The sequence below is a fragment of the Arthrobacter psychrolactophilus genome, assembly GCF_003219795.1.
In the GTDB taxonomy this organism is placed as follows: domain Bacteria; phylum Actinomycetota; class Actinomycetes; order Actinomycetales; family Micrococcaceae; genus Specibacter; species Specibacter psychrolactophilus.
Genome location: NZ_QJVC01000022.1, coordinates 1 through 25433, shown reverse-complemented (window position 1 = coordinate 25433; position 25433 = coordinate 1). Strand labels below are relative to the sequence as shown.

Sequence of the window (25433 nt, the reverse complement as noted above, 5' to 3'; positions counted from 1 at the left end):
TCAGGAGTGCTTTGCTAGGATTATGAAGCGAGTCGAGCAACTCACCCCACCTCGAGAGCGCTCCTTCACGGGAGACATCGCCCAACGCCTGAACTGGCTGCGGGCAGGCGTTTTAGGCGCCAATGACGGCATCGTCTCCGTCGCAGCTGTTGCTGTCGGCGTGGCCGGGGCAACAACGGAAGTTGGCCCCATCATCACCGCTGGTATGGCGGCACTTGTTGGCGGCGCCATCTCCATGGCCTTGGGCGAGTACGTCTCCGTCAGCAGCCAACGCGACAGCCAACGCTCTATGATCGCGGCCAAACGCGCCGAACTGAGACGATCCCCTCGGGAAAATCTGGAACGCCTGGCCCGCGCCTACGAACACAAGGGCCTCTCCCCCGCCACGGCCGCACTTGTGGCCGAAGAACTCACCGAATTTGATGCCCTCGGCGCCCACCTCTCGGCCGAGCTCAACCTCGACGTGGACGACGTCGTCAGCCCCTGGCATGCCGCGTTCGCCTCGGCCATCGCCTTCATCCTTGGCGCGGTTCTCCCCATGGCGGCCATTTTGCTCCCGCCCGAAGGCCTCCGGGTCCCCGTGACGTTCATCGCCGTGCTCCTGGCCCTTGGCATCACCGGCTGGATCGGGGCGGTCATCGGCGGCGGCTCGCGCTTCCGGGCGGCAGCCCGCGTGGTCCTTGGCGGCGCTCTGGCGTTGGCCGCAACGTTTGCCATCGGCAGTCTTCTCGGGGCGAGCGGACTCCTGAGTTAGTCACAACTACGGACGACGGCGCACGCCTCACCTGGGTGCCACCGGCTAAGCTCGAGGGTGTGTCCATGAGAGTTGAAATTCCTGAACCCCTGCGATTGCGGTACCGCCAAACCCTTGAGGGACGGACGTGGCTGGAGCAGCTGCCGGCTCGACTCGAGCAAGCCCTCCATCAATGGCAGCTGAGCATAGATCTGGCCGTGGGCGCTGCGCCGTGGCATGGACACACCGCCATGGTGCTCCCCGTGCTCACCCACAACGGGATGAAGGCCGTCTTGAAGTTGGCCTTCCCCACGGAAGAGACGCTTCTGGAACCGCTCGCGCTGCGGCTGTGGGCCGGGCATGGAGTTCTCGAGCTCATGGAAGAGGACGATTCAATCGGGGCCATGCTCATGGAGCGACTCGACGCGGACCGCTCCTTGCTGACAGCTCCTATGGAGGAAGCCATCACCGTCTGGGGCGAGTTGCTGAGGACCCTGAGCATTCGTCCCGATGACCGTCCGGAGTGGCGGCAACTGCCGCACATCGCAGGAACGGCCGAACGTTATTGCGATGAATTGCCGCAGCGGTGGAGCGATCTCGGTGAGCCTTTCCCGCGCTGGCTCCTCGAATCAGCGTTAGAACTCTGCCAAACCCGGGGATCCGTGGCCCGCCGCAGCAGCAATGACGTTTTGGTCCACACGGATCTGCACTACCAAAACATCTTGGCGAGCCTAGACGGTGGGCACTATCTAGCCATCGACCCACAGGCGCAACTGGGAGACGCCGAGTTCGCCGTGGCGCCCTGTCTCTGGAATCGATTGCACGAGCTGCCTGAACGAAACGTGGAGGAGGCCCTGCGCCGTCGTTCTTCTGCACTAGCTCAGGCGGCCGGGCTCGATGAGGAGCTCTCTGCCGCCTGGGCCGTGGTTCGAGAGGTCGAAAATGCGCTGTGGTATCTGGAGAGTCCGGGCCATGTCGGCGACGCACAACGATCCTTGTGGGTCGCCAGCACCATGGCCGGAAAGACCCTCCCTGGGCTACCCAGCGCGCATCAACTCAGCGTGCTGTCCTAGCCACCTGCCATCCTCGCCTGGGGGCGCCTAGCGGTGGAGGATATTTTCGTTGAGGACGTCGATGCCGAGCTTGATGATCAGCACGGCGACGACCACAAGGAACACGATTCGAATGAACTTGCTGCCCTGCTTCACCGCGGTGCGGGCGCCCAAGTAGCCGCCGGCCATATTGGCTCCTCCCAGGACGAGCCCGACACCCCACAGCAGCGATCCATGCGGCAGGAAAAACATCAGTGCACCGGCGTTGGTGGCCAGGTTGACGATCTTGGCCTTGGCGCTTGCTTCGAGGAAGGCATAGCCCATGAGCGTCACCATGGCGATGACAAGGAATGATCCTGTGCCGGGGCCGATCAGGCCGTCGTAAAAGCCGATCAAACCACCAATACACGCCGCCACCACATAGTGCGTCCGCCCCGAATGACGGAGCGCCGTCAGCTCTCCAACATTGGGTTTGGACGCGGTGAAGAGCAACACGGCGACGAGGGCGAGGACGATAATAGGTTTGAAGACCGAGCCCGGCAGGCTCGCCGCGACCACCGCCCCACAGAGGCTGCCCACGAGCGCCACGCCAGCCATGGGCAGGGCCGTGCGCAGATCGGGTTTCACCCGCCGGTAGTAGGTGACCGAGCTCGTCGCCGTGCCGAAGATCGAGCCCATCTTGTTCGTTGCCAAGGCCTGAACGGGTGTTATCCCGGGAATCATCAGCATGACGGGCAGCTGGATCAGCCCGCCACCGCCAACGACGGCGTCGATCCAGCCGGCAGCAAACCCCGCCACGATAATCAACAAGAGCGTAGCCATGGTGATGTTTTCAAAGCCGGAAATCATTGCAGTCCCCTTCTGCGGACGTGGCAAGACCCGGCGTGCACCTGTGCCGGCCACCCCGCAGTGGGACGGCCGGCACAGGCATTCGCCGGGTCTTGAGTGAATTACTGCTGGTCGAGGATGTACTGCACAGCCTCGGCAACGGCGACGTTTTCAGCAGCACCAGTTGCGCGGTTCTTGATTTCCACGACACCGTCTACCAGTCCACGGCCAACGGCCAAGATAGTGGGGACACCGATGAGCTCGGCATCGCCGAACTTCACACCGGGGGAAACCTTGGGACGGTCGTCGTAAATGACGTCCAGACCGGCAGTTTCGAGGTCCTTGGTGAGCTGCTCAGCTGTTCCAAAGATTTCCTCACCACGGCCAACGGCGACGACGTGAACATCGGCCGGGGCAACCTTGGCGGGCCAGATGAGGCCCTTATCGTCGTGGTTGGATTCAGCCAGTGCGGCCACGGCGCGGGTGACACCGATGCCGTAGGAGCCCATTGTGACCACGGCAAGCTTGCCGTTCTGGTCCAGAACCTTCAGGTCCAAGGCCTCAGCGTACTTGCGCCCCAGGGCGAAGATGTGACCCATTTCGATGCCGCGGGCGGCTTCGAGCGGACCGGATCCGTCGGGAGCGGGATCGCCTTCGCGAACCTGTGCGGCTTCAACCGTGCCATCCCAGGTGAAGTCACGGCCGGCCACGAGACCAAAGACGTGCTTGCCTTCTTCGTTGGCACCGGTGATCCAGGTGGTTCCAGAGACGACGCGCGGGTCAACGAGGTAGAGCAGCTTCGTGGAAGCTTCTGCGCCAAGAACCGCAGCATCCAGGCTCAGGCCAGGCCCAATGTAGCCCTTGATGAGTCCTGCGTGCTTCTTCAGATCCGCTTCGCCGGCTGCCTCAACACCCACCTCGCCACCGATCGGCAGGTGTGCTCCGATGTTGGCCTCGATGCGCTTGAGGTCAACGTCACGGTCGCCGGGCAAGCCGACAACCACGATCTGACGCTCGCCTGTGGGCAGGTCAACGGCCAGGACCACATTCTTGAGGGTGTCCGCTGCCGTCCAGACGCCTTCGGCACGCGGTGCCATGGCGTTGGCGGCCGCGACGAGTGACTCGATCGTCGCCGTGTCCGGCGTGTCCAGAACCTGCGCGGTCGGGGCGTTGCTGAAGTCGATGTCCTCGGGAACCACCGTGGTGACGGCCTCAACGTTGGCTGCATAGCCACCGGGAGAACGCACAAAGGTGTCCTCACCGACCGTCATGGGGTGCAAGAACTCTTCGCTCTTGGAACCGCCCATGGCGCCGGCTGTTGCGGCAACGGGGATGATTTCCAGGCCAAGGCGCTCAAAGATCCGCAAGTAGGCACCGCGGTGAGCCATGTAGCTGGCGTCCAGTCCGGCGTCGTCAATGTCAAAGGAGTAGGAGTCCTTCATGACGAATTCGCGGCCACGCAGGAGTCCGGCGCGGGGACGAGCCTCGTCGCGGTACTTGTTCTGGATCTGGTACAGGCTCAGGGGTAGGTCCTTGTACGAGGAGTACAGGTCCTTAACGAGCAGCGTGAACATTTCCTCGTGCGTGGGGGCCAACAGGTAGTCGGCGCCCTTGCGGTCCTGGAGGCGGAACAGGTTATCGCCATATTCCTGCCAGCGGTTCGTGGCCTCGTACGGCTCACGGGGCAGCAGCGCCGGGAAGTGAACTTCCTGGGCGCCGATCGCGTCCATCTCTTCGCGCACAATGGCTTCCACCTTGCGCAGGACGCGCAAGCCCAGCGGGAGCCATGTGTAGATGCCCGGGGCCGCGCGGCGAATGTAGCCAGCGCGCAGTAGTAGCCGGTGGCTGTCTACTTCGGCATCGGCGGGATCTTCACGCAAAGTACGTAAAAAGAGGGTGGAAAGGCGAAGTGCCACGCGAAAATTTCCATTTCTTGAAGTTGGTAGGTGCCGCCCCTAGTCAGGACGAACAGATACTAATCTACCGGTTCAGTCCATGCCATGACAGTTGCACGGCCGGTGACGGGTGAAAAGCCACAGAATTCCGCCACGAGGCAATCCCACCGCCACCTCCGAGGCATGCGGTGCGACGGCGGATGCTGGACACACCAGTGACCCGGGACTAGTTTGAAAAGAGACGACCACGAACCGGCAGCCTTGGAGCCCAGATGTCCCACAGAGCAGCGTTGCCCGAACCCGATCCGCGCTTCGCTCCGGTTCCGGCCGATCCCTCAGGCACCAACGGGCCCATCAGCGTCAGCGTCGAGGGCTTGCGCGTGCATCGCGGCAAGTCCACCGTCCTAGCTAATATCACCTGCAATATCCCGGCAGGACGCATCACAGGTCTTCTGGGCCCCTCCGGCAGCGGCAAGACCACCTTCATGCGTGCCCTCGTGGGCGTCCAGAAGATCTCCGCCGGTACCGTCACTGTCCTGGGCCGTCCGGCAGGCGACCCGCTCAACCGCAACGACGTCGGCTATGTCACCCAGGAGGTCAGCGTCTACCGGGACTTGAGCGTGCTCGATAACGTGCGGTACTTCTCGGCCGTCCACGGCGGCAGCCGAGATGAGGCACAGGCGGTGCTGGCCGCCGTCGGGCTTTCCGATTTTGCCAAGCGGAAGGCCGGGAGTTTATCTGGTGGGCAATTTAGCCGGGTGTCCTTGGCGTGTGCGCTCGTGGGCAAACCAAAACTGCTCGTCATGGACGAACCAACAGTGGGGTTGGATCCCGTGCTGCGGGCGGATTTATGGCAACAATTTGCCGCCCTGGCCGCCGAGGGCACCACGCTGGTCATTTCCAGCCACGTCATGGAGGAGGCCGGGCACTGTGATTCGCTCCTGCTCTTGCGCGAAGGACTGCTCCTGTCGCAACTCACGCCGGCTCAGCTGCGCGAGAACGGTCAAACGGATGATCTGGAGCTGGCGTTTCTCCGGCTCATCCAAGAATCCATGGCCGCCGAGGAAAGGACTGCCTGATGAATCTGGGCATGATGTGGGCGACGTGCACTCGGGTGCTGCGCCAGCTTAAGGGTGATCCTCGGAGCATTGGCATGATCTTGGTGGTGCCAGCCATCTTGTTGGCGTTGGTGTACTGGCTATACGAAAACGAGACCGTGGCACCGGGGCTGCCTCGTACCTTTGACCGTGTGGGCCTGATGATGCTGGGGATCTTCCCCTTCGTGGTGATGTTCCTCGTCACCTCCATCACGATGCTGCGCGAACGCACCTCGGGCACACTGGAGCGCTTGCTGACCACGCCCATCCACAAGGCCGATCTGCTGTTTGGTTACGCCCTCGCGTTCTCCATCATGGCCGCGTTGCAGGCGCTTGTTGCCACGGGAACCGCGTATTGGGTGTTTGGCATGAAGATCGCAGGCAATGCCGGCTGGGTGGTCCTAATCTCGGTCCTCACGGCCGTGCTCGGTGTCGCGTTGGGGCTGTTGTGCTCGGCCTTTGCCACGACGGAGTTTCAGGCCGTACAGTTCATGCCGGTCGTGGTGATCCCACAGATCCTGTTGTGTGGCTTGTTCGTGGCACGGGATCAGATGAACGCGGCGCTGGAGGGGCTCTCTAACCTTCTGCCCCTGAGTTACGCCGTGAGCGGTTTGCAGGAAGTCGCCGCCCACCCCGACCCCACACGGGATCTCGGCGGCGACCTGTTGGTCATCGCCGGATTCGTGGTGGTGGTGCTGGTGCTGGCCTCCTTGACGCTGCGCCGGCAAACCCGTTAGGGCTGCTGCGCGGCGTGGCTCAAGTCATGCAAAGTTTGCGCGCACCAGGCCAACCACGAGCGCTCGAAGGCAATACCGGCCTGTAAGACTGCCCTTTGCAGCTCGTCGGCCGCGGATCGGTTCACGGCGGGCGGAAAGTCCTTCGCGTCGATGAGCTGGTAGCGCTGCAACGTTTCCTCGTGCAGCCCCTGATGACGCCGCAGCTCCCGCGTGACATCCACCGTTCCCAACACGGCCGAGGCGCGGATGCGCACCATGAGTTCGTCACGAATGGGGCGCGGCTCCCCCTGCCCGCCGCACCAGTCAAGCAGCTCGGCAGTGCCCGCCTCCAATACCTCAAAATGGCGTTGCTGCCCGCGCGTGGACGGCAGGCCCCGCGCCGCCACGAGCCCATCGCGCTCCATGGCGCCGAGCTCGCGATAAATCTGCTGATGCGTGGCCTGCCAAAAATAGCCCAGCGACTTATCAAAACGCCGCGCCAGCTCCGCGCCCGTGCAGGGCCGCTCCAGCAGCGACGTCAGGATGGCATGTGTCAACGACATTTAGAGTCGCGCCGCCAGCCGGGTGCCCTGATCGATGGCCCGCTTGGCGTCCAGTTCCGCCGCGACGTCCGCTCCCCCAATGAGATGGACGACGGCGCCACCAGCTTCCAGCCCCGCGAGGAGTTCGCGCTGAGGTTCTTGTCCCGTACAGAGGATGACGTTGTCGACGGGGAGGACCGTGTCGGTGCCGTTGACGCGGAGGTGGAGTCCGGCGTCGTCAATCTTTTGGTACTCCACGCCGGGCACCATCTGAACCCCCTTGGCTTTGAGCTCGGTGCGGTGAATCCAGCCCGTGGTCTTGCCCAGTCCGGCACCGACCTTGCTGCTCTTGCGCTGGAAGAGGGCAACGCGGCGGTCCGGGCGCGGCGGCGCGGCCTCGGTGATCCCACCGGCCTGGGTGTAGTCCGGATCGATGCCCCATTCCCGGAAGAACTTCTCCGGCACAAGCGAGGCACTCGTGCCATGCGCCGTGAGGTACTCGGCCACGTCAAACCCAATGCCGCCCGCGCCGAGGATCGCCACAGAGGCGCCCACGGGAGCCTTGTCGCGCACCACCTCGAGGTAAGAGAGCACGCTGGGGTGATCGACGCCGTCGAACTCGGGGATGCGCGGCGTGACACCCGTGGCGAGGACGATCTGATCGAAGCTGCCCGCCAGCAGGGTCTCGACATTGGCTCGCGTGTTGAGGTGCACGTCGATGCCGCGGAGCTCGAGCTGGCGGGTGAAATACCTGATGGTCTCGTAAAATTCTTCCTTGCCCGGAACCTGCTTGGCGATGTTGAACTGGCCACCCACCTCAGCGGCGGACTCGAAGAGCGTCACGTGGTGACCACGTTCGGCGGCCGTCACGGCGAAGGCAAGACCGGCCGGACCGGCGCCCACGACGGCCAGCTTCCGCGGCGTCGTGGTGGCCTCGATGACGAGCTCGGTTTCGTGGCAGGCCCGCGGATTGACCAGGCAAGAGGAGGTCTTCCCAACGAAGGTGTGATCGAGGCAGGCCTGATTGCAGCCGATGCAACTATTGATCTCATCGCTACGACCGGTCTGCGCCTTACGCAGGAAGAACGGGTCGGCTAGGAAGGGTCGGGCCATGGAGACCATATCCGCGGTGCCATCGGCCAGAAGGCGCTCGGCGACGTCGGGGGTGTTGATGCGGTTGGTCGTGATCAGCGGAATGCCCACGGAGCCCATGAGCTTCTTGGTGACCCAGGCGAACCCGGCGCGCGGAACCGAGGTCGCGATGGTGGGAATGCGGGCCTCGTGCCAGCCGATGCCGGTGTTGATGATGCTCGCCCCGGCCTGCTCCACGGCCTGGGCCAGCTCGATGACCTCCGGAAGGGTTGAGCCGCCCTCGACCAGGTCGATCATCGACAGGCGATAGATGATGATGAAGTTCTCCCCCACCCGCTCCCGGACACGACGGACGATCTCCACGGCGAAGCGCATCCGGTTCTCGTAGGTGCCGCCCCATTCGTCGTCCCTCTGATTGGTGCGCAGAGCCACGAATTCATTGATCAGATAGCCCTCCGACCCCATGATTTCAACGCCGTCGTAGCCGGCGGACTGCGCGAGTGCGGCGGCGTGGGCGAAGTCCTCGATGGTTTGCTCCACCTCGTCCCCTGTCAGGGCGTGGGGCGTCAAGGGGCTGATGGGGGCCTGAAGCGCGCTGGGTGCGACGAGCTCGGTGTGTGAGGCGTAGCGACCGAAGTGCAGGAGTTGGAGCGCAATCTTGGATCCCTCGGCATGCACGGCCGCCGTCACTACCTCATGGCGCCGTGCTTCCTCTTCTGTACTGAGCTTGGCACCGCCCTGCATGGGACGGCCGGCGTCATTGGGCGAGATGCCGCCGGTGACCATGAGCCCGACTCCGCCGCGGGCCCGCTCAGCGTATAAGGCGGCCATGCGGTCGAATCCACCGGGGAGCTCCTCGAGCCCCACGTGCATGGACCCCATGATCACGCGGTTTGGCAGGGTCGTGAACCCGAGATTCAACGGGGCAAATAGGTGGGGATACTGGCCAGCATTCATTCATGCACTCCTTTGCGCAACAAGTTGCATAATCGTAGCGCAGAAAGGTGACCGGCATAACATTTTGGGGGAATTTCTGATTCCGGAGCACCCTAGTGGGCAATTTCGGAGCCATCTGGGCACCCAGGGCCGCTGCGCCTCGTCCCCTCCGTTGAGTCGCCATATGACGCCGCTATGCCCGAGGTGAAGGGGCGTTATATGACGGGTCAATTTAGGAATGGGACGTGGACTAGAACAAGACCGTGGCGAAAGTGCCAACCTGCTCAAAACCAACCTGTTCATAGACAGCTCGGGCTCGAATGTTGTAGTCATTGACGTACAAACTCGCGATGGGAGCGTGCTGGCGGGACAAATTCACCACGGCCGCCATGTATGCAGCGCTCAGGCCTTGGCCGCGAAAGCGCGGGTTCATCCAGACGCCCTGTATTTGGGTCACGTGGGGTGTCACGGCGCCCAGATCTGCCTTGAAGATGACCTCCCCGTGGGGCTCGCAATGGCTCAGGGAGTATCCATGACTTATCAGCCAGGCCACGCGTCGACGGTAATTTCCCTCGCCGCCGAGGAAGGGTGAGTAACCCACCTCTTCCTCGAACATGGCTGCCGCGGCAAGGAGGATCTCGTCAAATTGTCCGCTCTGGCTGACGAGCAGGGAGGGACTGGCCGGAATAAGTGGCGGACCAGCAATGGTCAGCAAGGGCTGATTCGCACGGACCTCTTGCGCCTGAACACCGGCCTTGCGCATGACCTCGGCGATGGCCAGGGTGGGTTCGGCGGGGCCAAAGATGGAGGCATGCTGTTGCTGATGGTCAACGACCCAGTGCCCAAAGTGCGTCGCCTGCTCCGCGGTGGCTTCGATGGGGACCACATTGGAACCCACCCAACAGGCGGCAGCCAGCGTCACGCCGTCGTCCGCAAACAAACCCAACATTACCGAGCCACGAAAGGTGGGCACGGCACTGTTGTTTTCGCGGACTAGGGAGTCGACGAAAACATTCGCGACGCGATCGCGCGCGATCAAGGCCCGGAGCGCGTCCGTGTCCGCGTGGACCAAGACGCGCACCGGGCTGTGGTGCGTTCCTCTAGGAAACGGTAACCACGGGGCCACCCTGGACAGTCGTGTCATCCGCGTCGGACTCCATCTGTTCGGCGATCTTCATGGCTTCTTCAATGAGTGTCTCAACAATTTGATCCTCAGGAACAGTCTTGATGACTTCTCCCTTAACGAAGATCTGGCCCTTGCCGTTACCGGACGCCACACCCAGGTCGGCCTCGCGGGCCTCGCCGGGACCATTGACGACGCAGCCCATGACGGCAACGCGCAACGGCACTTCCATGCCTTCAAGGCCGGCGGTTACTTCTTCGGCCAGCTTGTACACATCAACCTGGGCGCGGCCACAGGAGGGGCAGGAAACAATTTCCAGCTTGCGCGGGCGCAGGTTCAGGGACTGCAGAATCTGATTACCGACCTTGATTTCCTCAACCGGCGGGGCGGAGAGGGAAACTCGGATGGTGTCGCCGATACCCTTGGCGAGCAAGGCGCCGAAGGCCGTGGCGGACTTGATGGTGCCTTGGAACGCGGGACCAGCCTCGGTCACACCCAGGTGCAGCGGCCAGTCGCCCTGTTCGGCGAGCATTTCATAGGCGGCAACCATAATGACGGGGTCATTGTGTTTCACGGAGATCTTGAAGTCGTGGAAGCCGTGCTCCTCGAACAAGGACGCTTCCCAGACGGCGGACTCCACGAGTGCCTCCGGGGTGGCCTTGCCGTACTTCTTCATGATGCCCGGCTCCAGGGAACCGGCGTTCACGCCGATGCGAATGCTGGTGCCGTGATCCTTCGCGGCCTGAGCGATCTGCTTGACCTGGTCGTCAAACTTGCGAATGTTTCCGGGGTTGACACGCACGGCGGCGCACCCTGCCTCGATCGCGGCAAAAACATACTTCGGCTGGAAGTGAATGTCCGCGATCACGGGAATTTGCGACTTCTTGGCGATGATGGGCAGCGCATCAGCATCGTCCTGCGACGGGCAGGCCACACGCACGATATCGCAACCGGACGCCGTCAATTCAGCGATCTGCTGCAACGTGCCGTTGATGTCAGTGGTTGGTGTGGTCGTCATGGACTGCACGCTGATGGGCGAATCCGAACCGACACCTACCGAGCCGACCTTGATTTGCCGGGTCTTACGGCGGGGTGCAAGGACTGGCGGCGGCAATGGCGGCATGCCAAGACTGACGGAGGTCAAAATATGCTCCTTGGAGTTCATCGATCAAATATTGCGGCAGTTGCACCGGCTTGTGGCACCACTAAGGAATCTCGCAGTATCTACAGTTGATTGTAGGCTCGATCCCGCTGTGACGTGGACAAATGAGGTCTAGCCCACGTACTTGCTGAGCTTTCCGATAATCGGGTTCCATCCGGAGATCTTCAGTCCAGTCACCCCGCCACCGATTGTCATGGGGTCCTGGGCCACGAGTTCCTGGATGGCAGCCTCGTCGGCCCCACGGAAAATGAGCAAAGCCCCTGCGCCGTCAGCGTATGGACCGGAGGCGAGCAAGGTCTCGGATTCGGCCAGTTCGGCGAGCCATTCGCGGTGCTTGGGGCGGTGTTCGTTCCGCGCAGCTTCGACTTCCGGACCATAGACGTATTCAACAGCAAAAATAGACATGACATCACCCTATATGCAGCAAAGTTTTAGCGAGGACCGCGACACTGGCTGCCCACAACATTGAGGCGAGTGTGCCGATAATAAATCGTTCACTCGCGGCAGGGGTGTCCTTGAGTTCGGGATACCGCCCCAGGCCCTTGATCGCCACGACATATGCAATCGCGACGGGTTGACCGGAGAAGATCGCCACGGCGACCGCCGCCCGCTCCAGGAAGCCAATCACGAGCCCGCCCCGCAGGACCTCCGCGGCAGGACGAGTCGGAGCCGCTGGCACCGGCTCCGGTTCTGCTTCCTGCTGCTCGGGATCTTCGAGGGGAATCTCGTCACTGGGAACGTCCGACGGCGGCAGCTCCGCCACGGGAACGGCCACCTCGGTTTCCGTCCCCGACTCGGCGGCATCCACGGCCCTGACTGACTTTGATTTGGCAAAGACCAAGATGCCTGCCGTCACGGGCCAGCCACCCACCGCGGCCACCACCAGTGCCCCAGCGATCCAGAGCGCCTCCATGAAACCTCCTCGCGCCAAGGTCACTGCCATGCAGTTCTTGGCTTAGCCGTTTCCTTCACAGTAGCGGTCGGCACCGACATTCAAGGAACATTTCGTGGCATGGCTCAGCAGGAGTGCGGCCGCACGTCGTCCGTTAAGTTCTTCCTGCCGGCCAGATCTGACGATCGCCTTGCTGACAGCTTGCGCGGTGATACCCAGGCTCGCGGCGACATCCTTTTGCGTCGCCCCCGGCGCCGCACTTAGGGCGTCGAGAACACGCCACTCGGCCGCGGATCGGCGACGCACCACATCGCCGAAGAGCACGAGCACGGCCTCGGCGGCATCGGCCCATTCGGAGACTGCGGAGCCTCGGATCACGAGAGGCACGCGCTCCCCTGTCTTTTTTGCCGCGTCAATCGCGCCACGCGCCGCGACAAAGGCCGCTCCGGAGCCTTCCCGAGACGCCGCAGGAAGTGGCAAGTCCACGGGTCCGATGCCAATGCCGATATACCAATCGCGTTCCCGCAGCGTCCTGGCCACGGCATCCACCACGGCGAGTGGATCGTCGATGACCCCTTGAACCTCGTCCCCGACGGAACGCTCAAAGGGCACCACGGTATCCACCTGCGCCAGTATGGCCAAGAGCTCCGGAACCTTGTCGCCCGTGCTGCGGCTGCCTCGCTGATCAATGGTTAAAACAAACATGACTCAACCATATTTGTTTGCTTATAAGGAATCAACCATTTTTGGATAATCGACGCGGGCTAGCCGAAGAGGTTGACCGGTTTGACGATGTCGGCATAGATCAACAGGGCACCCATTCCCATCATGACAATCGCCACAACATAGGTGATCGGCAGTAGCTTGGCGATGTCGAAGGGACCCGGGTCGCGGCGCTTGAAAAGCTCAGCCACACTGCGGCGCGCTCCTTCATAGAGCGCACCCAGGACGTGCCCGCCGTCGAGCGGGAGCAACGGAATCAAGTTGAAGACGAACAGAGCCAGGTTCACTCCGGCCAGCAATCCGATCAGGGTCGCCGCGCGTGAGCTGACGGGGATCTCCTCCATGGCCGCTACCTCGCCGGCCACTCGCCCCACACCCACAACGGAGATGGGGCCATTGGGATCGCGCGGCTCGGAGCTGAAGGCAGCTTTGGCGACGCCGACAAGCTTTTGCGGGAGTTGGAAGACCACACCGCCGATCTGCTTGACGTTATTGGCCACGGAGGGCAACACGGTCAACGCCGATTGCCGCACCATCGTGGCAGTGGGGCCCACCCCTAAGAATCCGGCCTGAACGGTCACGGCATTACCGGCCGCATCCACCTCAGCCTGCCCATTCGAGCCAATGACGGGACGCGCGGTCAAAACCGGGGTGATGGTCGTGGAGATGGTTGTGCCTGCACGCTCGTACACGAGCGGCACGGATTTTCCGGCTGAGGCCCGGACCTTCTCGGTGAAGGCCGACCAATTGGTGACGGCCACGCCGTCGAACGTCTTGATGGTATCCCCGGGCTGCAGGCCAGCGGCGGCGGCAGGTGTCGGGGTGCAATTGCTCAGATCCGCGGGCACCGGCTCGCCATAAGCCACCTGGCAGGCGTTGACCTCGGAGAGCGTCGTCGTGGCCTGCGCCGAGCCGAAGCCCATGAGCAAAACAGCCGTCAGGACCACGCCGATGAGCAGATTCATGAACGGGCCACCGAGCATGATGATGATCTTTTTCCACACGGGCAGTTTGTAAAACACCCGGTTCGCGTCCTCTGGCCGGACCTCTTCATGCGCCGCGCTGCGCGCCTCGGTGGCGAGCGTCTGAAACATGCCGGTGCTGGAGGGGCGCACGCTGCCATCGACGGGATTGGGCGGATACATGCCGATCATGGCGACGTAGCCACCGGCCGGGATGGCCTTGATCCCGTACTCGGTCTCACCCTTTTTGCGCGACCATAGCGTGGGCCCGAAGCCGATCATGTACCGCGTGACGCGAACCCTGAACAGCTTGGCAGGCAGCAGATGGCCCACCTCGTGCAAGGCGATGGACACGGCGATGCCAATGACCATGAAGGCCACGCCACCGATGAAAAGTAGAACAGTCACAATTTACTTTCTCGTTGCAGAAATTCTCAGCCCTTGGCGGCCAAAAGCTCATTCGCCCGCGCGCGTGCCCAGACTTCAGCTTCCAACACCGATTCGAGTGTCAGCTGCGCGTCGGGTGTGTGTTCACTGAGAACTTGCGCAATCGTGTCGACAATATCCAGGAAGCCGATCCGCCCCGCGTGGAAGGCATGAACCGCTTCCTCGTTGGCCGCGTTGTACACAGCAGGGCAGGTACTCCCCCGTCGCGCTGCCTCCTTGGCAAGTTCGACGGCGGGGAAGGCCACGTTATCGAGTGGCTCAAACGTCCAGGTGGCCGCCGTGGTCCAGTCACAGGGAGTTGCCGCCCCCGGGACACGCTCGGGCCACCCCATCCCTAGTGCGATGGGTAGGCGCATATCCGGCGGAGAGGCTTGGGCGATCGTGGAACCGTCGGTGAATTGCACCATGGAATGAATGATGGACTGCGGGTGCACCACGGCTTCAATCCGGTCCAGGGGAACATCAAAGAGTAAGTGCGCCTCGATGACTTCCAGGCCCTTATTGACCAGGGTGGCCGAATTTGTCGTGACCATGGGGCCCATATCCCAGGTGGGGTGGTTGAGCGCCTGCGCGGGCGTGACATCGGCCAGCTCTTCGCGACTGCGGCCGCGGAAGGGACCACCGGAAGCCGTCACGATGAGCTTCTCGACCTCACCCGCCGTGCCGGATCGCAGGGCTTGGGCCAGTGCGGAGTGTTCGGAATCCACGGGCACCAATTGACCCGGTGATGCGGCATCCTTGACCAAGGCACCACCCACAATGAGGGATTCCTTATTGGCCAGCGCCAAGATGGCGGTAGTGGCCAAGGCTGCCAAAGTGGGCGCCAGGCCAATGGATCCGGTAATGCCGTTCAGCACGACGTCGGCGGCCTCGGGGGTGCCCGCCCCCCATGCGGCAATGACGGTGGAGGCGTCCGGTCCGGTCACAAGATCCGGAGCAAAATCTGCCAAGCCGGCGGAGGCGGCAGCCACGCTAATCAGCGAACGCAAGGTCTCGGCGTCGTTCGAGGCAGTTCCCACCGCCAAAACTCGCAAGGCAACAGCCTGCTGCGCCAGTAATTCAAGGTTTCCGCCGCCGGCACTCAGGGCCGTCACGCTAAAGCGCGGGCTGCCATCTGCCAGCGTGGCGTGCCCGACGACGTCAATCGCCTGAGTGCCAATAGAACCAGTTGAGCCAAGGATGATCACTTTACGATGCGACATAACTACCAGTATTCCGCACCCAGCGGACTCCAGCGTGCGTGCCTGACTTTTACCAGAGGCCGCGGTCGGTTGCGGCGAGTCGAATACAGCGTATCGCGGTGAGCAATTGCTCCTGTTGCGCAACCGTGAGCGGATCGAAAATGGTCTCGCGAACCATCGTGACGTGCCCCGGCGCCGCGCTACGGATGGTCTCCCAGCCCAGATCAGTCAGGGTAATTTCCTGAGCCCGCCCATCAGAGCTGGCGGCACACCGGCCAATCAAGTCCTTGGCCTCCATGCGGCGCAGGAGATGGGAGACGCGGGATCGATCCCAGGACAGGATCGCAGCCAAATCGCCGGAGCGCACTCCTTCAGGAGGAGCCTCCGAGACGGCGGCAAGCACCGCATATTCAACGCCCGAGAGACACGCATCCTGGGCGAGCTGCCGATCGATGGTCCGACTCAGGCCATTGGAAAATTCTCGCAGCTCGAGCCATAACTGCTGTTCCTCAGCGCTCAACCACCGCGTCTCGGCGCTTCCTGCAGCCAAAGTTTCCGGGTTGTTCATGATGTCCCCCTTCGTTATTAACGTCACTAGTTCAAGGTAGTTGACATATCAAGTATGTCTGATGCATGATTGAAACATCAAGTTTTAGTTGACACGTCATCTAATCAAGATTACGAGTCCTCACCTCACCCAAGGAGCACCACATGACCAAGATCGCTATCGTCACCGGTTCAACTCGCCCCGGCCGCAACAACTCGGGCGTAGCCGAGTGGGTATTGGCTCAGGCTCAGCTGCGTGGAGACGCTGCTTACGAAATCGTTGACATCGCGGACTTCAACTTGCCCCTCCTGGATGAGGCTTACCCGGCCGCTTACCAGAACTACCAGAACGACCATACGAAGGCCTTCTCCGCTAAGATCGCCGAGTTCGACGGCTACATCTTCATTGCCGGCGAATACAACCACTCGGTTCAGCCGGCTCTGGCCAACGCCATCTCCTACCTCAACGCTGAGTTCGCCAACAAGGCTGCCGGCATGGTTGGTTACGGCTCCGCTTACGGTGTTCGCGCCATGGAACACCTCCGCGGCATCCTTTCCGAACTCCAGGTTGCCCACGTGCAGAAGACCGGCATGTTCTCACTGTTCACCGACTTCGAGAACTTCTCCACCTTCAAGCCCACGGAGCAGCAGGCTGCTTCGGTTGCTCCCATGTTTGACCAGCTCATTTCCTGGTCCACCGCCATGAAGACTGTGCGCGAAGGCGCCTTGGCAGCCGTCTAAGCACCGCCTCTATTCCAACGCCGCACCACCTTCCGGCCGTTTTTCCCAAACGCCGCATCACCTTCCGGGTTCGTTAATAACGTTCTCCACGGGAAGTGGTGCGGCGTTTGAGTTTTATGGCCGGAAAGTGGTGCGGCGTTGGGGGTTATAGGGAGGAACGGCGCAGGATTTGCCGGGCATGGCGCAGAATCGGCTCATCCACCATGGCACCCTTGAAGGCGAAAACCCCCGTTCCGGCAGCGTCTGCCGCCGCTAACACTTCCTGCGCCCAAGCAACATCGGCCTCGGAGGGGCGATACGCCGCACGGATCACGCCGACCTGCGACGGGTGAATCGCCGCCTTGGCAGCAAAGCCGCTGGCCACGGCATCGTCTGCTTCCACCGCGAGCCCGTCCAGATCAGCAAAATCTGCGTAAATGGAATCGATTGCCAACTTGCCCGCCGCCCCGGCCGCCAAGAGTAGCTGCGAGCGCGCCTGCAGTGCCACGGCCCGGTAGCTGCCAGCCATGGGGCCGCTCGTTAATCTGCTCGAGCTTCCACCCAGGGAGGCCACGAGGTCTTCCGCTCCCCACATCAAGGCGACAACATGTGGCATCTTGGCCAAGCGCGGCGCCGCCAAGATCCCTGCCGCTGTCTCACATAAGACCACGAGCTTGAAGCGGGTGAGGGCTGCGATGGCGTCGATGTCCGAGGCTTTGGCGATCATGATGGTGCGGAATGGGCTGCGATCGATGGCGGCGAGGTCCAGTCGGGCGTGCTCCGTGTCGAGGGCGTTGATGCGGATGATCGTCGTGGCCGGGTTGAGCCCGCTCTTGAGCATGTTCTCGCGTGCTTCGGCCTTAGCCGCGGGAGCCACGGCATCTTCGAGATCGATGATGACGGTGTCAGAGCGTTCGGCCGCCTTACTAAACCGTTCGGGGCGATCCCCCGGCGCAAACAGCAGCGCCGGTCCCATGGTGACTTCTGTTGTACGCAAAGTGGTGTGCTCCCTTATGGTGCGCTTCTAGTGGGTGGTGGTGAGCCAGAAGAGTGCTGTACGGCTGGCTTTTCCCACGACGACCCCTGACTGGTTCCGTCCCGTGTGTTCCATCGTGACAATCCCCTGTCCGGGCCGAGAGGCAGAGAGCCGCTTCGCCGTCACGACGGTCTCCGTGTATAGGGTATCGCCATGAAAGAGCGGGTGTGGGAAGGAGATGTCGCTCATGCCTAATTGCGCCACGATGGTTCCCTGCGTCAATTGCGCCACGGACTGACCCACCATGGTGGCCAGGGTAAACATGGAGTTCATGAGGCGCTGCCCGAAGGGTTGCTCCGCACTCCATGCGGCATCCAAGTGCAGGGCCTGCGTATTCATGGTCATGGTCGTGAACATGACATTGTCCGTTTCGGTCATGGTGCGCCCCGGGCGGTGCTCGTACCGGACGCCGATCTCCAATTCCTCAAAGAACAACCCGCGTTGCGTCACTACTCGAAGCTCATCGTCTGGCTCGCCTGTCCGCTGTTCACTCATACGAAGTCCACATCATGCATCTCCACATTCAGGGGCGCCCCGGTGGCCGCCACAATTTGTTCAACACTCACGCCGGGGACAAGCTCCTTCAAGACCAAGCCATCTGGCGTTACCGCGATGACGGCGAGATCCGTGATGATCAGATCCACACAGCCTTTCCCCGTCAACGGCAGCGTACACTCCTGCAGGATCTTCGGGTTGCCGTCCCTGTCGGTGTGTTCCATCATGACGATGAGCTTCTTCGCCCCGAACACCAGGTCCATGGCCCCACCCATCCCCTTGACCATCTTGCCCGGGATCATCCAGTTCGCAAGATCCCCATTGGCTGCTACCTGCATGGCACCGAGCACGGCCACGTCCACATGTCCTCCACGCACCATCCCAAAGGACAGCGCCGAGTCAAAGAACGCTGCCCCCTTGTTCACGGTGACGGTCTCCTTGCCTGCGTTGATCACATCAGGGTCGACGGCTGATTCCTCAGGATACGGGCCCGTCCCCAAGATCCCGTTCTCAGAATGCAACACGACCTCCACCCCGGCGGGGATGAAGTTGGGAATCAAGGTCGGCATTCCAATCCCCAGGTTCACGTATTGCCCGTTGTGCAGTTCCTGGGCCACACGAGCAGCCAGTTCATTACGTGTCAGTGCCATGATCATGACTCCTTGTCGTTTGCTGGGGCCGCGGCGACAGTCCGCTTTTCGATGCGTTTCTCGCTCCCTGGTGAGCCCGCGGGGACATGCACCACGCGCTGGACGAAGATGCCCGGAACGTGAATGTGTTCGGGATCGAGCTCTCCGGCTTCCACGAGTTCCTCTACCTCGGCGATCGTGATCTTGCCCGCCATGGCACACAACGGGTTGAAGTTCATGGCTGTGGCATGAAAGACCAGGTTGCCGTGCCTGTCCCCCTTCCACGCGTGCACCAGCGCAAAGTCCGGGGTGAGCGATTCCTCCAGCACAAACTCGCCTGTCCCAAAAGTACGCACCTCCTTAGCCGGCGAGGCCACCGCGACCCCACCCGCGCCGTCGTACTTGCGGGGCAGGCCACCCTCGGACACCTGCGTCCCTACGCCGGCGGCCGTGTAGAAGGCCGGGATGCCAGCACCACCGGCGCGCAGTTTCTCGGCCAGCGTCCCTTGCGGCGTCAGCTCCACCTCGAGCTCCCCGGCGAGGAACTGGCGCGCAAATTCCTTGTTCTCCCCCACATATGAGGAGATGGTGCGGCGGATCCGGCCATCGCGCAGCAGGATCCCCAGACCCCAATCGTCAACGCCACAATTGTTGGAGATGGTTTCCAGCCCGGAGGTTCCGGCGTCGTGCAGTGCCTGAATGAGCGCCACGGGAATGCCGCACAGGCCAAAACCACCCACCGCGAGGGAGGCGCCATCGTGGATGTCATAGACGGCGGCGGCGGACGATGCAACTACTTTGTTGATCATGGCAAGATACCTTTCCTGGTTCGGTCTGCGCCGGCTCGGGCCCGCCTACAAACCCAATTCGCGGGCGATGAGCATCAACTGAACCTCGGTGGTGCCCTCTCCGATCTCCAGAATCTTCGAATCCCGGTAATGCCGGGCCACGGAGAATTCATTGATGAAACCGTAACCACCAAAGACCTGTGTGGCGTCCCGTGCGTTGTCCATGGCCGCCTCACTTGCCACCAGCTTAGCGATGGCAGCCTCCGTCTTGAAGGGCTTGCCGGCCAGCATCCGCGCGGCCGCATCGTAATAGGCCAGTCGGGCGGTGTGGGCGCGTGTCTGCATGCGGGCAATCTTGAAGGAAATGCCTTGATAGTGGCCAATATGGTGCCCGAAGGCGCTGCGTTCCTTGGCGTAGCGGGTGGCCTCGTCCACGCAGCCTTGCGCGGCTCCGGTCGCCAGCGCAGCAATGGCGATGCGCCCCTCATCCAAGATGGACAGGAAGTTCGCATAGCCGCGGCCACGCTGCCCGAGGAGGTTTTCCTCCGGCACCCTGGCGTTGGCGAGCGTTAGCGGATGGGTGTCGGAGGCGTTCCAGCCCACCTTGCTGTAGGGCTTCTCCACCGTGAAGCCGGGCGTCCCATTGGGCACGATCAGGGTGGAGATCTCCTTTTTGACCGAACCATCGGCGCGTTCGGCGGTGCCCGTGACGGCCGTGACCGTGACAAATTTGGTGATGTTCGTGCCCGAGTTGGTGATGAACTGCTTGGATCCGTCGATCACCCACTCGCCATTCTCGAGCCGTGCCTTGGTGGCGGTGCCCCCGGCGTCCGATCCGGCGTCGGGCTCGGTCAGGCCAAAGCCTGCGAGCGCCTCACCTGAGGTCAGGGACGGCAGCAACGCTTCCTTTTGGGCTTGCGTGCCGAAGCGGTGGACGGGCATGGCTCCGAGGGACACACCCGCCTCGAGCGTGATGGCGACCGATTGATCCACCCGCCCCAGCTGCTCCAGCGCCAGGGACAGTGCGAAGTAGTCCCCGCCCATGCCGCCGAATTCCTCCGGGAACGGCAAGCCGAAGAGGCCCAACTCCCCCATCTGCGACACAACCTCATACGGGAAGCTGTGTTCCTCATCGTGCTTGGCCGCGACGGGCGCAACGACCGAGTCGGCAAAGTCGCGCACCATGTCGCTGAGGGCCTGGTACTCGTCATTGAGTTCAAAATTTGGCACGTCATTCCCCTTCAGGGCTGATTACTGCGTTGATTTCATCGGGCACCACATGGGCCAGGACTTGCTCGGCCTTGACCAGTGCTCCCACACCGACGTTGATGTGGACCGTGCCGGCCATGGTTGCCACGAGTTGGTGTTCCATCTTCATGGCCTCCACCGCGAGTAGCACCGTGCCGGCCACCACCTGATCCCCCGTGGCCACATTGACCATGGTGACGGTCCCTGGCATGGGACTGCGGAGCTGCGGATCGGCGACGTCAGCGTCACGCTCCATCCCGGCCAGCATCCGAGCTGTGGCCTCGTCACGATCCAGCCGCTGGAGCGCCACGCTCCATCCGCCGTTGCCCAAAAACACACTGTTCCCGGCGATCGCTACGTGATAGCCATCCCACGATGCCGCCACCTCCTGCGGACTCTCCCCCAGTCCGCTGACACGCACGACGTCGGACCCTTCGGTTCCGCTCTTGGCGTGCGCGCCGCTGACCGTCACCACCCCGGTGCGACCAGGTGCCGCCCACGAGCTGCGCCACGGTGCGCTCTCACCGATCCGCCAGTTGTCGGCGCGGCCCCACGGGCGTGAAGGTGGTGCCACGCCGTGAGCGACAGCTCCGGCCTTGTCACCGGTGCGCGCAACAAGCGCTGCGGCGGCGTACTCCTGCGTACCCACGTGACGGAATGTCATGTCCGGCAGCTTGCGTTCGATCAAGGTGGTGTCGAGGTGCCCGGCTTGAACATCCGGGTCAGCTAGGAGCAATCGCAGGTATTCGATGTTGGTGGGGACGCCCAAGACTACATAATCCGCCAGTGCGCGATCCAGCCGGTCAAGAGCCTCATGCCGGTCAGTGCCCCACGCGATGACCTTGGCAAGCATGGGGTCATAGTTCGCGGTGATCTCCAGCTTCCTCGCCAGCGAGCTATCCACGCGGACGCCGTCACGCAGCGCCACCGACTCGTCGAGAGCAACGATGGTTCCCGTGGCGGGCAGGAAGCCGTCGGCCGGCTGTTCGGCATAGACCCTGGCCTCGATGGCATGTCCTTCTAAGGTCACGTCTTCCTGCGTGAAGTCGAGCTTCTCCCCTGCTGCGATGCGTAGCTGCCACTCCACGAGATCTAGGGCCTCACCTCGAACCCGAGCGACCATTTCGGTGACAGGGTGTTCCACCTGCAGGCGGGTGTTCATCTCCATGAAGAAGAACTCTTCGGGATTGTCATCAGAGACGAGAAACTCCACTGTTCCGGCACCTGTGTAGTTGACGCTCGCAGCCGCGGCACAGGCGGCGGCGCCAATACGTGCCCGAATGGTCCCGCCGTCGTTCATCCCAGACAGCAAAGGTGAGGGCGCCTCCTCGATAACTTTCTGGTGGCGGCGCTGCAGGGAACACTCACGCTCACCCAGATGCACCACATGGCCAAAGTTGTCCCCCAGAATTTGCACCTCGATATGCCGAGGGTTGGCCACGAGACGTTCCAGGAACAAGGTGTCATCACCAAAGGACGCAGCGGCGACGCGTCGGGCGGTGGCCAGTGTGGCGGGCAGCTCTTCCGGGGCGAAGACGCTGTGCATGCCCTTACCACCGCCGCCCGCGGAAGGTTTGATCAGCAGCGGGTAGCCAATGCCAGCAGCTGCCTCGATCAAGTCCGCATCCGTGAGTCCGGGCTGGGAGATCCCCGGCACCACGGGAACGCCTGCGGCGATGACGTGGTTTTTGGAGCGGATCTTGTCGCCCATGACGTTGAGGGCTTCAATATTGGGGCCAATGAAGGTGATGCCGGCAGCTTCGAGTGCCTTGGCGAAGTCGAGGTTTTCGGACAAGAAGCCATAGCCTGGGTGAACAGCTTGGGCACCCGATGCCTGAGCCGCAGCGAGGACGGCGACGATACTGAGGTAGCTCTCGGCGGCCGAGGCGGGACCGATGCACAGCGCAAGGTCGGCCTCGCGCACGTGGCGAGCTCCGGCGTCGGCCTCTGAATAGATGGCGACCGAGCGGATTCCCTGCGCCTTCAGGGTGCGGATGACGCGGCAGGCGATCTCGCCGCGATTGGCCACGAGGACAGTGTCAAACAGAGCGGTCATGATTCACATCCTGAAGAGACCGAAGGAGGTCTCCGGTAGTGGGGTGCGGGCGCAGACGTCAAGCGCCAGACCTAGAATCGTGCGAGTGTCGGCGGGGTCGATCACGCCATCGTCCCAGAGGCGTGCGGTGGAGTAGTAGGGACTGCCTTGATCCTCATACTGAGCCAGGATGGGGGCCTTGAAAGCAGCTTCCGCCTCGGCTGACCATGCCTCACCGTGCCGTTCGCGTTGGTCTCGTTTGACGGTGGCCAGTACGGAGGAAGCCTGATTGCCGCCCATGACAGAGATTCGGGCGGCGGGCCACATCCACAGGAATCGGGGGCCGTAGGCGCGTCCACACATCGAGTAGTTACCGGCGCCGAAGGAGCCGCCGACAATAACTGTCAGTTTCGGCACGCGTGCTGTGGCGACGGCGGTGACCATCTTGGCACCGTGCTTGGCGATGCCGCCGTGCTCGTAGTCCTTACCCACCATGAAGCCGTTGAGGTTCTGCAGGAAGATGAGCGGGATGCCGCGCTGATCGCAGAGCTCAATGAAATGCGCTCCCTTCAACGCCGACTCGCTGAACAGCACGCCATTATTAGCCACGATGCCGACCGGGTGCCCGTGCAGTGTGGCGAATCCGGTCACGAGTGTGGTGCCGTAGTTCTTCTTGAACTCGTGAAACTTACTGTCGTCAACGAGCCGGGCGATGATCTCGCGTACGTCGTAGGGTGTATTCAGATCGGTGGGAACGGCTCCGTAGAGGTCAGCCTCATCCGCGGCGGGTTTCTGACTCTCGCCGATGGCCCATGCCGGCACCGGATTAGGTGGGAAGGTGGCCACGATGTCGCGAATGATGGCTAGGGCATGCTCGTCATTTTCGGCCAAATGGTCGACGACGCCAGAGATTCCCGCGTGTACGTCACCGCCGCCGAGCTCTTCTGCCGTAACGACCTCGCCGATGGCGGCTTTCACGAGCGGCGGACCACCTAGGAAAATGGTGCCCTGGTTGCGGACTATCACGGTTTCGTCGCTCATGGCCGGCATATACGCACCGCCAGCCGTGCAGGAACCCATGACCGCCGCGATCTGCGGAATCTTTCGGGCCGACATTTGCGCCTGGTTGAAGAAGATCCGGCCGAAGTGTTCCTTGTCGGGAAACACCTCATCTTGCTTGGGCAGAAACGCACCGCCCGAGTCCACAAGGTAGATGCAGGGCAGACGATTCTCCAATGCGATCTCTTGGGCCCGCAGATGCTTCTTAACTGTCAATGGGTAATACGTTCCGCCTTTAACCGTGGCGTCATTACAGACGATCATGACGTGGCGGCCCGCAACCAGCCCGATACCGGCGATGACACCCGCACCGGGGGACGCGCCGTCGTACATCTCATGCGCGGCCAGCGGGGCGACCTCAAGGAAGGGACTACCGTCGTCGAGTAGTTGATCCACACGGTCTCTGGGGAGCAATTTGCCACGGGCAACATGGCGTTCACGCGACGATTCAGGGCCACCTTGCGCGGCAGTCCTCAGAAACTGGCGTAATTCCGTGACCAATGCGCGCTGCTGAGCGTCATTGCGCACAAATGCCTCGCCGTTCGGCTCCACCAAACTTTGCAAAGTCTCCATTGACCCCTCATTTACCCAACTACGGTTACACTAAGTTAATATTCACTAACTGAATTTTAGGTTAGTCTGTCATTTCTGTGATGTCCAGCACAAGGGAAAAGATGAGTCAGCCGCAAGCGCAAGCCATGAGTCGCACCGAAGCTAAAGCCCAACGTCGCTCCGTGCTGCTCAATTCCGCTGCGACCCTCTTCGCTCAGCGTGGCTTCCGGGGCGTCTCCATCGAGGACCTGGGCGCCGCTGCCGGTGTGAGCGGACCGGCGGTGTACCGACACTTCAACGGTAAGCAGGCTCTTTTGGGTGCCCTCCTAGTGGGAGTGAGCGAGGACCTACTTTCCGGCGGACAAGCAGTTGTGAACTCAACACCCGACGTCGAAGCTGCCTTGCGCGCTTTGGTCGCCTTCCATGTTGACTTTGCTCTAAGTAAGCCCGACGTGATCCGAGTCCAGGACCGGGACTTTGAAAACTTGGGTTCCGACGAGCGTGCCGCCGTTAGGTCGTTGCAACGCGCATATGTTGAGCTCTGGGTCGGCGCACTTGGTCAGCTTTTCCCTGAGCGCGATGCCGCCGTCCGTCGCCTTCAGGCTCACGCGATCTTTGGACTCATCAACTCCACTCCACATAGCGTTCAAATGCACCGAGAGCCTGCTGCCACGGCCCGTCCTGTGCTTGAAGCCATGGCTTGGGCGGGGCTGACTGGGCTGTAGCTTCGACGGGTTAACTGCGGCAGCTGACCTTCAGGGGATCCTGAAGATCGGAATGCGTAGTGTCTTGTGTCGATGTAATTTGTGTGTTGAATAGCGGGTTCTGGTCTTTGGGCTGGGGCTCGTTGTTTTGTTGGTGGGGGTGGGTTTTAGTTCCAGCCTTGGCCGCGGAGTTCGGGGTAGTTGGGGCGGGGTAGGCCGTGGTGGAAGGTGTTGCGGCGG

At 62.2% G+C, this 25433-nt stretch carries 26 protein-coding genes; 6 read left to right on the top strand and 20 right to left on the bottom strand.

Translation table 11 applies throughout. The features are described 5' to 3' along the window. Window positions 1-22: 22 nt before the first annotated feature. Window positions 23-754, top strand: a complete 732-nt coding sequence (locus CVS30_RS15465) for a VIT1/CCC1 transporter family protein (RefSeq protein WP_110486456.1) — start codon at window positions 23-25, stop codon at window positions 752-754. A gap of 65 nt (window positions 755-819) precedes the next feature. Further along, on the top strand, window positions 820-1806 hold the full coding sequence (locus CVS30_RS15460) for an aminoglycoside phosphotransferase family protein (protein WP_110486455.1): 987 nt from the start codon (window positions 820-822) through the stop codon (window positions 1804-1806). A gap of 27 nt (window positions 1807-1833) precedes the next feature. Here CVS30_RS15460 and CVS30_RS15455 read toward each other — a convergent pair whose 3' ends face one another. Beyond that, on the bottom strand, window positions 1834-2634 hold the full coding sequence (locus CVS30_RS15455) for a sulfite exporter TauE/SafE family protein (RefSeq protein ID WP_110486454.1): 801 nt from the start codon (window positions 2632-2634) through the stop codon (window positions 1834-1836). Window positions 2635-2735: 101 nt separating this feature from the next. Beyond that, window positions 2736-4529 carry a proline--tRNA ligase gene (locus CVS30_RS15450; protein ID WP_110486453.1) on the bottom strand — a complete coding sequence of 598 codons (1794 nt, stop codon included), beginning with the start codon at window positions 4527-4529 and terminating at the stop codon, window positions 2736-2738. Window positions 4530-4780: 251 nt separating this feature from the next. Here CVS30_RS15450 and CVS30_RS15445 point away from each other — a divergent pair, with 251 nt between their 5' ends. Beyond that, entirely contained in the window at window positions 4781-5587 is an 807-nt protein-coding gene (locus tag CVS30_RS15445; protein ID WP_110486452.1) for an ABC transporter ATP-binding protein, read from the top strand. Then, window positions 5587-6342 (top strand): ABC transporter permease, encoded by a 756-nt coding sequence (locus CVS30_RS15440; protein WP_245934636.1) that lies wholly within the window; start codon window positions 5587-5589, stop codon window positions 6340-6342. The genes CVS30_RS15445 and CVS30_RS15440 overlap by 1 nt, the downstream gene beginning before the upstream one ends. Here CVS30_RS15440 and CVS30_RS15435 read toward each other — a convergent pair. The 10 genes from CVS30_RS15435 to CVS30_RS15390 all read right to left on the bottom strand — a co-directional run bounded on the left by CVS30_RS15435 (window position 6339) and on the right by CVS30_RS15390 (window position 15949). After that, the gene (locus CVS30_RS15435; RefSeq protein WP_110486451.1) at window positions 6339-6884 is read right to left on the bottom strand and encodes a PadR family transcriptional regulator; all 546 of its coding nucleotides are present in this window, start codon (window positions 6882-6884) and stop codon (window positions 6339-6341) included. The two genes, CVS30_RS15440 and CVS30_RS15435, sit on opposite strands and share 4 nt — an antisense overlap. After that, the gene (locus tag CVS30_RS15430; protein ID WP_110486450.1) at window positions 6885-8912 is read right to left on the bottom strand and encodes an oxidoreductase; all 2028 of its coding nucleotides are present in this window, start codon (window positions 8910-8912) and stop codon (window positions 6885-6887) included. Between the two features lie 229 nt (window positions 8913-9141). Further along, window positions 9142-9972, bottom strand: a complete 831-nt coding sequence (locus CVS30_RS15425) for a GNAT family N-acetyltransferase (RefSeq protein WP_306418786.1) — start codon at window positions 9970-9972, stop codon at window positions 9142-9144. A gap of 19 nt (window positions 9973-9991) precedes the next feature. Beyond that, window positions 9992-11158 carry a flavodoxin-dependent (E)-4-hydroxy-3-methylbut-2-enyl-diphosphate synthase gene (gene ispG, locus CVS30_RS15420; protein ID WP_110486492.1) on the bottom strand — a complete coding sequence of 389 codons (1167 nt, stop codon included), beginning with the start codon at window positions 11156-11158 and terminating at the stop codon, window positions 9992-9994. Between the two features lie 129 nt (window positions 11159-11287). Next, complete coding sequence (locus CVS30_RS15415) at window positions 11288-11581, bottom strand: YciI family protein (protein WP_110486448.1); 294 nt, start codon at window positions 11579-11581, stop codon at window positions 11288-11290. Between the two features lie 4 nt (window positions 11582-11585). Continuing rightward, a complete protein-coding gene (locus CVS30_RS15410) occupies window positions 11586-12089 on the bottom strand; it encodes a hypothetical protein (RefSeq protein WP_110486491.1) in 504 nt (167 codons plus the stop codon). Window positions 12090-12131: 42 nt separating this feature from the next. Continuing rightward, complete coding sequence (locus CVS30_RS15405) at window positions 12132-12773, bottom strand: MarR family transcriptional regulator (RefSeq protein ID WP_110486447.1); 642 nt, start codon at window positions 12771-12773, stop codon at window positions 12132-12134. A 59-nt stretch (window positions 12774-12832) separates the two neighbouring features. Further along, a complete protein-coding gene (locus tag CVS30_RS15400; protein WP_110486446.1) occupies window positions 12833-14164 on the bottom strand; it encodes a M50 family metallopeptidase in 1332 nt (443 codons plus the stop codon). A 23-nt stretch (window positions 14165-14187) separates the two neighbouring features. Then, entirely contained in the window at window positions 14188-15402 is a 1215-nt protein-coding gene (gene dxr / locus CVS30_RS15395) for a 1-deoxy-D-xylulose-5-phosphate reductoisomerase (RefSeq protein ID WP_110486445.1), read from the bottom strand. A 49-nt stretch (window positions 15403-15451) separates the two neighbouring features. Next, the gene (locus CVS30_RS15390; protein WP_110486444.1) at window positions 15452-15949 is read right to left on the bottom strand and encodes a MarR family winged helix-turn-helix transcriptional regulator; all 498 of its coding nucleotides are present in this window, start codon (window positions 15947-15949) and stop codon (window positions 15452-15454) included. 143 nt (window positions 15950-16092) lie between these two features. On the opposite strand from CVS30_RS15390, the gene CVS30_RS15385 reads away from it, so the two are divergent. Next, the gene (locus CVS30_RS15385) at window positions 16093-16668 is read left to right on the top strand and encodes an NADPH-dependent FMN reductase (RefSeq protein ID WP_110486443.1); all 576 of its coding nucleotides are present in this window, start codon (window positions 16093-16095) and stop codon (window positions 16666-16668) included. A 145-nt stretch (window positions 16669-16813) separates the two neighbouring features. Here the strand turns inward: CVS30_RS15385 and CVS30_RS15380 are convergent, their stop codons facing one another. The 7 genes from CVS30_RS15380 to CVS30_RS15350 are packed head-to-tail and all read right to left on the bottom strand — an operon-like array spanning window position 16814 to window position 24510. Next, window positions 16814-17623: an HpcH/HpaI aldolase/citrate lyase family protein gene (locus tag CVS30_RS15380; RefSeq protein WP_110486442.1), complete on the bottom strand. Its 810-nt coding sequence runs from the start codon at window positions 17621-17623 to the stop codon at window positions 16814-16816. Between the two features lie 48 nt (window positions 17624-17671). Then, window positions 17672-18178, bottom strand: a complete 507-nt coding sequence (locus tag CVS30_RS15375; protein ID WP_110486441.1) for a MaoC family dehydratase — start codon at window positions 18176-18178, stop codon at window positions 17672-17674. Then, window positions 18175-18828, bottom strand: a complete 654-nt coding sequence (locus CVS30_RS15370) for a CoA transferase subunit B (protein ID WP_110486490.1) — start codon at window positions 18826-18828, stop codon at window positions 18175-18177. The genes CVS30_RS15375 and CVS30_RS15370 overlap by 4 nt, the downstream gene beginning before the upstream one ends. A gap of 2 nt (window positions 18829-18830) precedes the next feature. Next, window positions 18831-19616, bottom strand: a complete 786-nt coding sequence (locus tag CVS30_RS15365; protein ID WP_110486440.1) for a CoA transferase subunit A — start codon at window positions 19614-19616, stop codon at window positions 18831-18833. A 45-nt stretch (window positions 19617-19661) separates the two neighbouring features. Further along, window positions 19662-20825, bottom strand: a complete 1164-nt coding sequence (locus CVS30_RS15360; protein WP_110486439.1) for an acyl-CoA dehydrogenase family protein — start codon at window positions 20823-20825, stop codon at window positions 19662-19664. 1 nt (window position 20826) lies between these two features. After that, window positions 20827-22899 (bottom strand): acetyl/propionyl/methylcrotonyl-CoA carboxylase subunit alpha, encoded by a 2073-nt coding sequence (locus CVS30_RS15355; protein ID WP_110486438.1) that lies wholly within the window; start codon window positions 22897-22899, stop codon window positions 20827-20829. 3 nt (window positions 22900-22902) lie between these two features. Then, complete coding sequence (locus tag CVS30_RS15350) at window positions 22903-24510, bottom strand: carboxyl transferase domain-containing protein (RefSeq protein ID WP_110486437.1); 1608 nt, start codon at window positions 24508-24510, stop codon at window positions 22903-22905. Between the two features lie 101 nt (window positions 24511-24611). Here CVS30_RS15350 and CVS30_RS15345 point away from each other — a divergent pair, with 101 nt between their 5' ends. Further along, on the top strand, window positions 24612-25214 hold the full coding sequence (locus CVS30_RS15345; protein ID WP_110486436.1) for an SACE_7040 family transcriptional regulator: 603 nt from the start codon (window positions 24612-24614) through the stop codon (window positions 25212-25214). 10 nt (window positions 25215-25224) lie between these two features. On the opposite strand, the gene CVS30_RS18170 is transcribed toward CVS30_RS15345, so the two are convergent. Then, on the bottom strand, window positions 25225-25433 hold a 209-nt coding region (locus tag CVS30_RS18170; RefSeq protein ID WP_220033935.1), incomplete at its 5' end, for a hypothetical protein.

Excerpts from the sequence above, each read along its gene's own strand:
- CVS30_RS15350 (WP_110486437.1), bottom strand. The coding sequence starts at position 24,510 with ATGGAGACTTTGCAAAGTTTGGTGGAGCCGAACGGCGAGGCATTTGTG.
- CVS30_RS15445 (WP_110486452.1), top strand. The coding sequence starts at position 4,781 with ATGTCCCACAGAGCAGCGTTGCCCGAACCCGATCCGCGCTTCGCTCCG.
- CVS30_RS15435 (WP_110486451.1), bottom strand. The coding sequence starts at position 6,884 with ATGTCGTTGACACATGCCATCCTGACGTCGCTGCTGGAGCGGCCCTGC.
- CVS30_RS15390 (WP_110486444.1), bottom strand. The coding sequence starts at position 15,949 with ATGAACAACCCGGAAACTTTGGCTGCAGGAAGCGCCGAGACGCGGTGG.
- CVS30_RS15345 (WP_110486436.1), top strand. The coding sequence starts at position 24,612 with ATGAGTCAGCCGCAAGCGCAAGCCATGAGTCGCACCGAAGCTAAAGCC.
- CVS30_RS15465 (WP_110486456.1), top strand. The coding sequence starts at position 23 with ATGAAGCGAGTCGAGCAACTCACCCCACCTCGAGAGCGCTCCTTCACG.
- CVS30_RS15380 (WP_110486442.1), bottom strand. The coding sequence starts at position 17,623 with ATGGGACCGGCGCTGCTGTTTGCGCCGGGGGATCGCCCCGAACGGTTT.
- CVS30_RS15415 (WP_110486448.1), bottom strand. The coding sequence starts at position 11,581 with ATGTCTATTTTTGCTGTTGAATACGTCTATGGTCCGGAAGTCGAAGCT.
- CVS30_RS15455 (WP_110486454.1), bottom strand. The coding sequence starts at position 2,634 with ATGATTTCCGGCTTTGAAAACATCACCATGGCTACGCTCTTGTTGATT.
- CVS30_RS15355 (WP_110486438.1), bottom strand. The coding sequence starts at position 22,899 with ATGACCGCTCTGTTTGACACTGTCCTCGTGGCCAATCGCGGCGAGATC.
- CVS30_RS15410 (WP_110486491.1), bottom strand. The coding sequence starts at position 12,089 with ATGGAGGCGCTCTGGATCGCTGGGGCACTGGTGGTGGCCGCGGTGGGT.
- CVS30_RS15370 (WP_110486490.1), bottom strand. The coding sequence starts at position 18,828 with ATGGCACTGACACGTAATGAACTGGCTGCTCGTGTGGCCCAGGAACTG.
- CVS30_RS15375 (WP_110486441.1), bottom strand. The coding sequence starts at position 18,178 with ATGAGTGAACAGCGGACAGGCGAGCCAGACGATGAGCTTCGAGTAGTG.
- CVS30_RS15385 (WP_110486443.1), top strand. The coding sequence starts at position 16,093 with ATGACCAAGATCGCTATCGTCACCGGTTCAACTCGCCCCGGCCGCAAC.
- CVS30_RS15440 (WP_245934636.1), top strand. The coding sequence starts at position 5,587 with ATGAATCTGGGCATGATGTGGGCGACGTGCACTCGGGTGCTGCGCCAG.
- CVS30_RS15405 (WP_110486447.1), bottom strand. The coding sequence starts at position 12,773 with ATGTTTGTTTTAACCATTGATCAGCGAGGCAGCCGCAGCACGGGCGAC.
- CVS30_RS15460 (WP_110486455.1), top strand. The coding sequence starts at position 820 with ATGAGAGTTGAAATTCCTGAACCCCTGCGATTGCGGTACCGCCAAACC.
- CVS30_RS15430 (WP_110486450.1), bottom strand. The coding sequence starts at position 8,912 with ATGAATGCTGGCCAGTATCCCCACCTATTTGCCCCGTTGAATCTCGGG.
- CVS30_RS15365 (WP_110486440.1), bottom strand. The coding sequence starts at position 19,616 with ATGATCAACAAAGTAGTTGCATCGTCCGCCGCCGCCGTCTATGACATC.
- dxr (WP_110486445.1), bottom strand. The coding sequence starts at position 15,402 with ATGTCGCATCGTAAAGTGATCATCCTTGGCTCAACTGGTTCTATTGGC.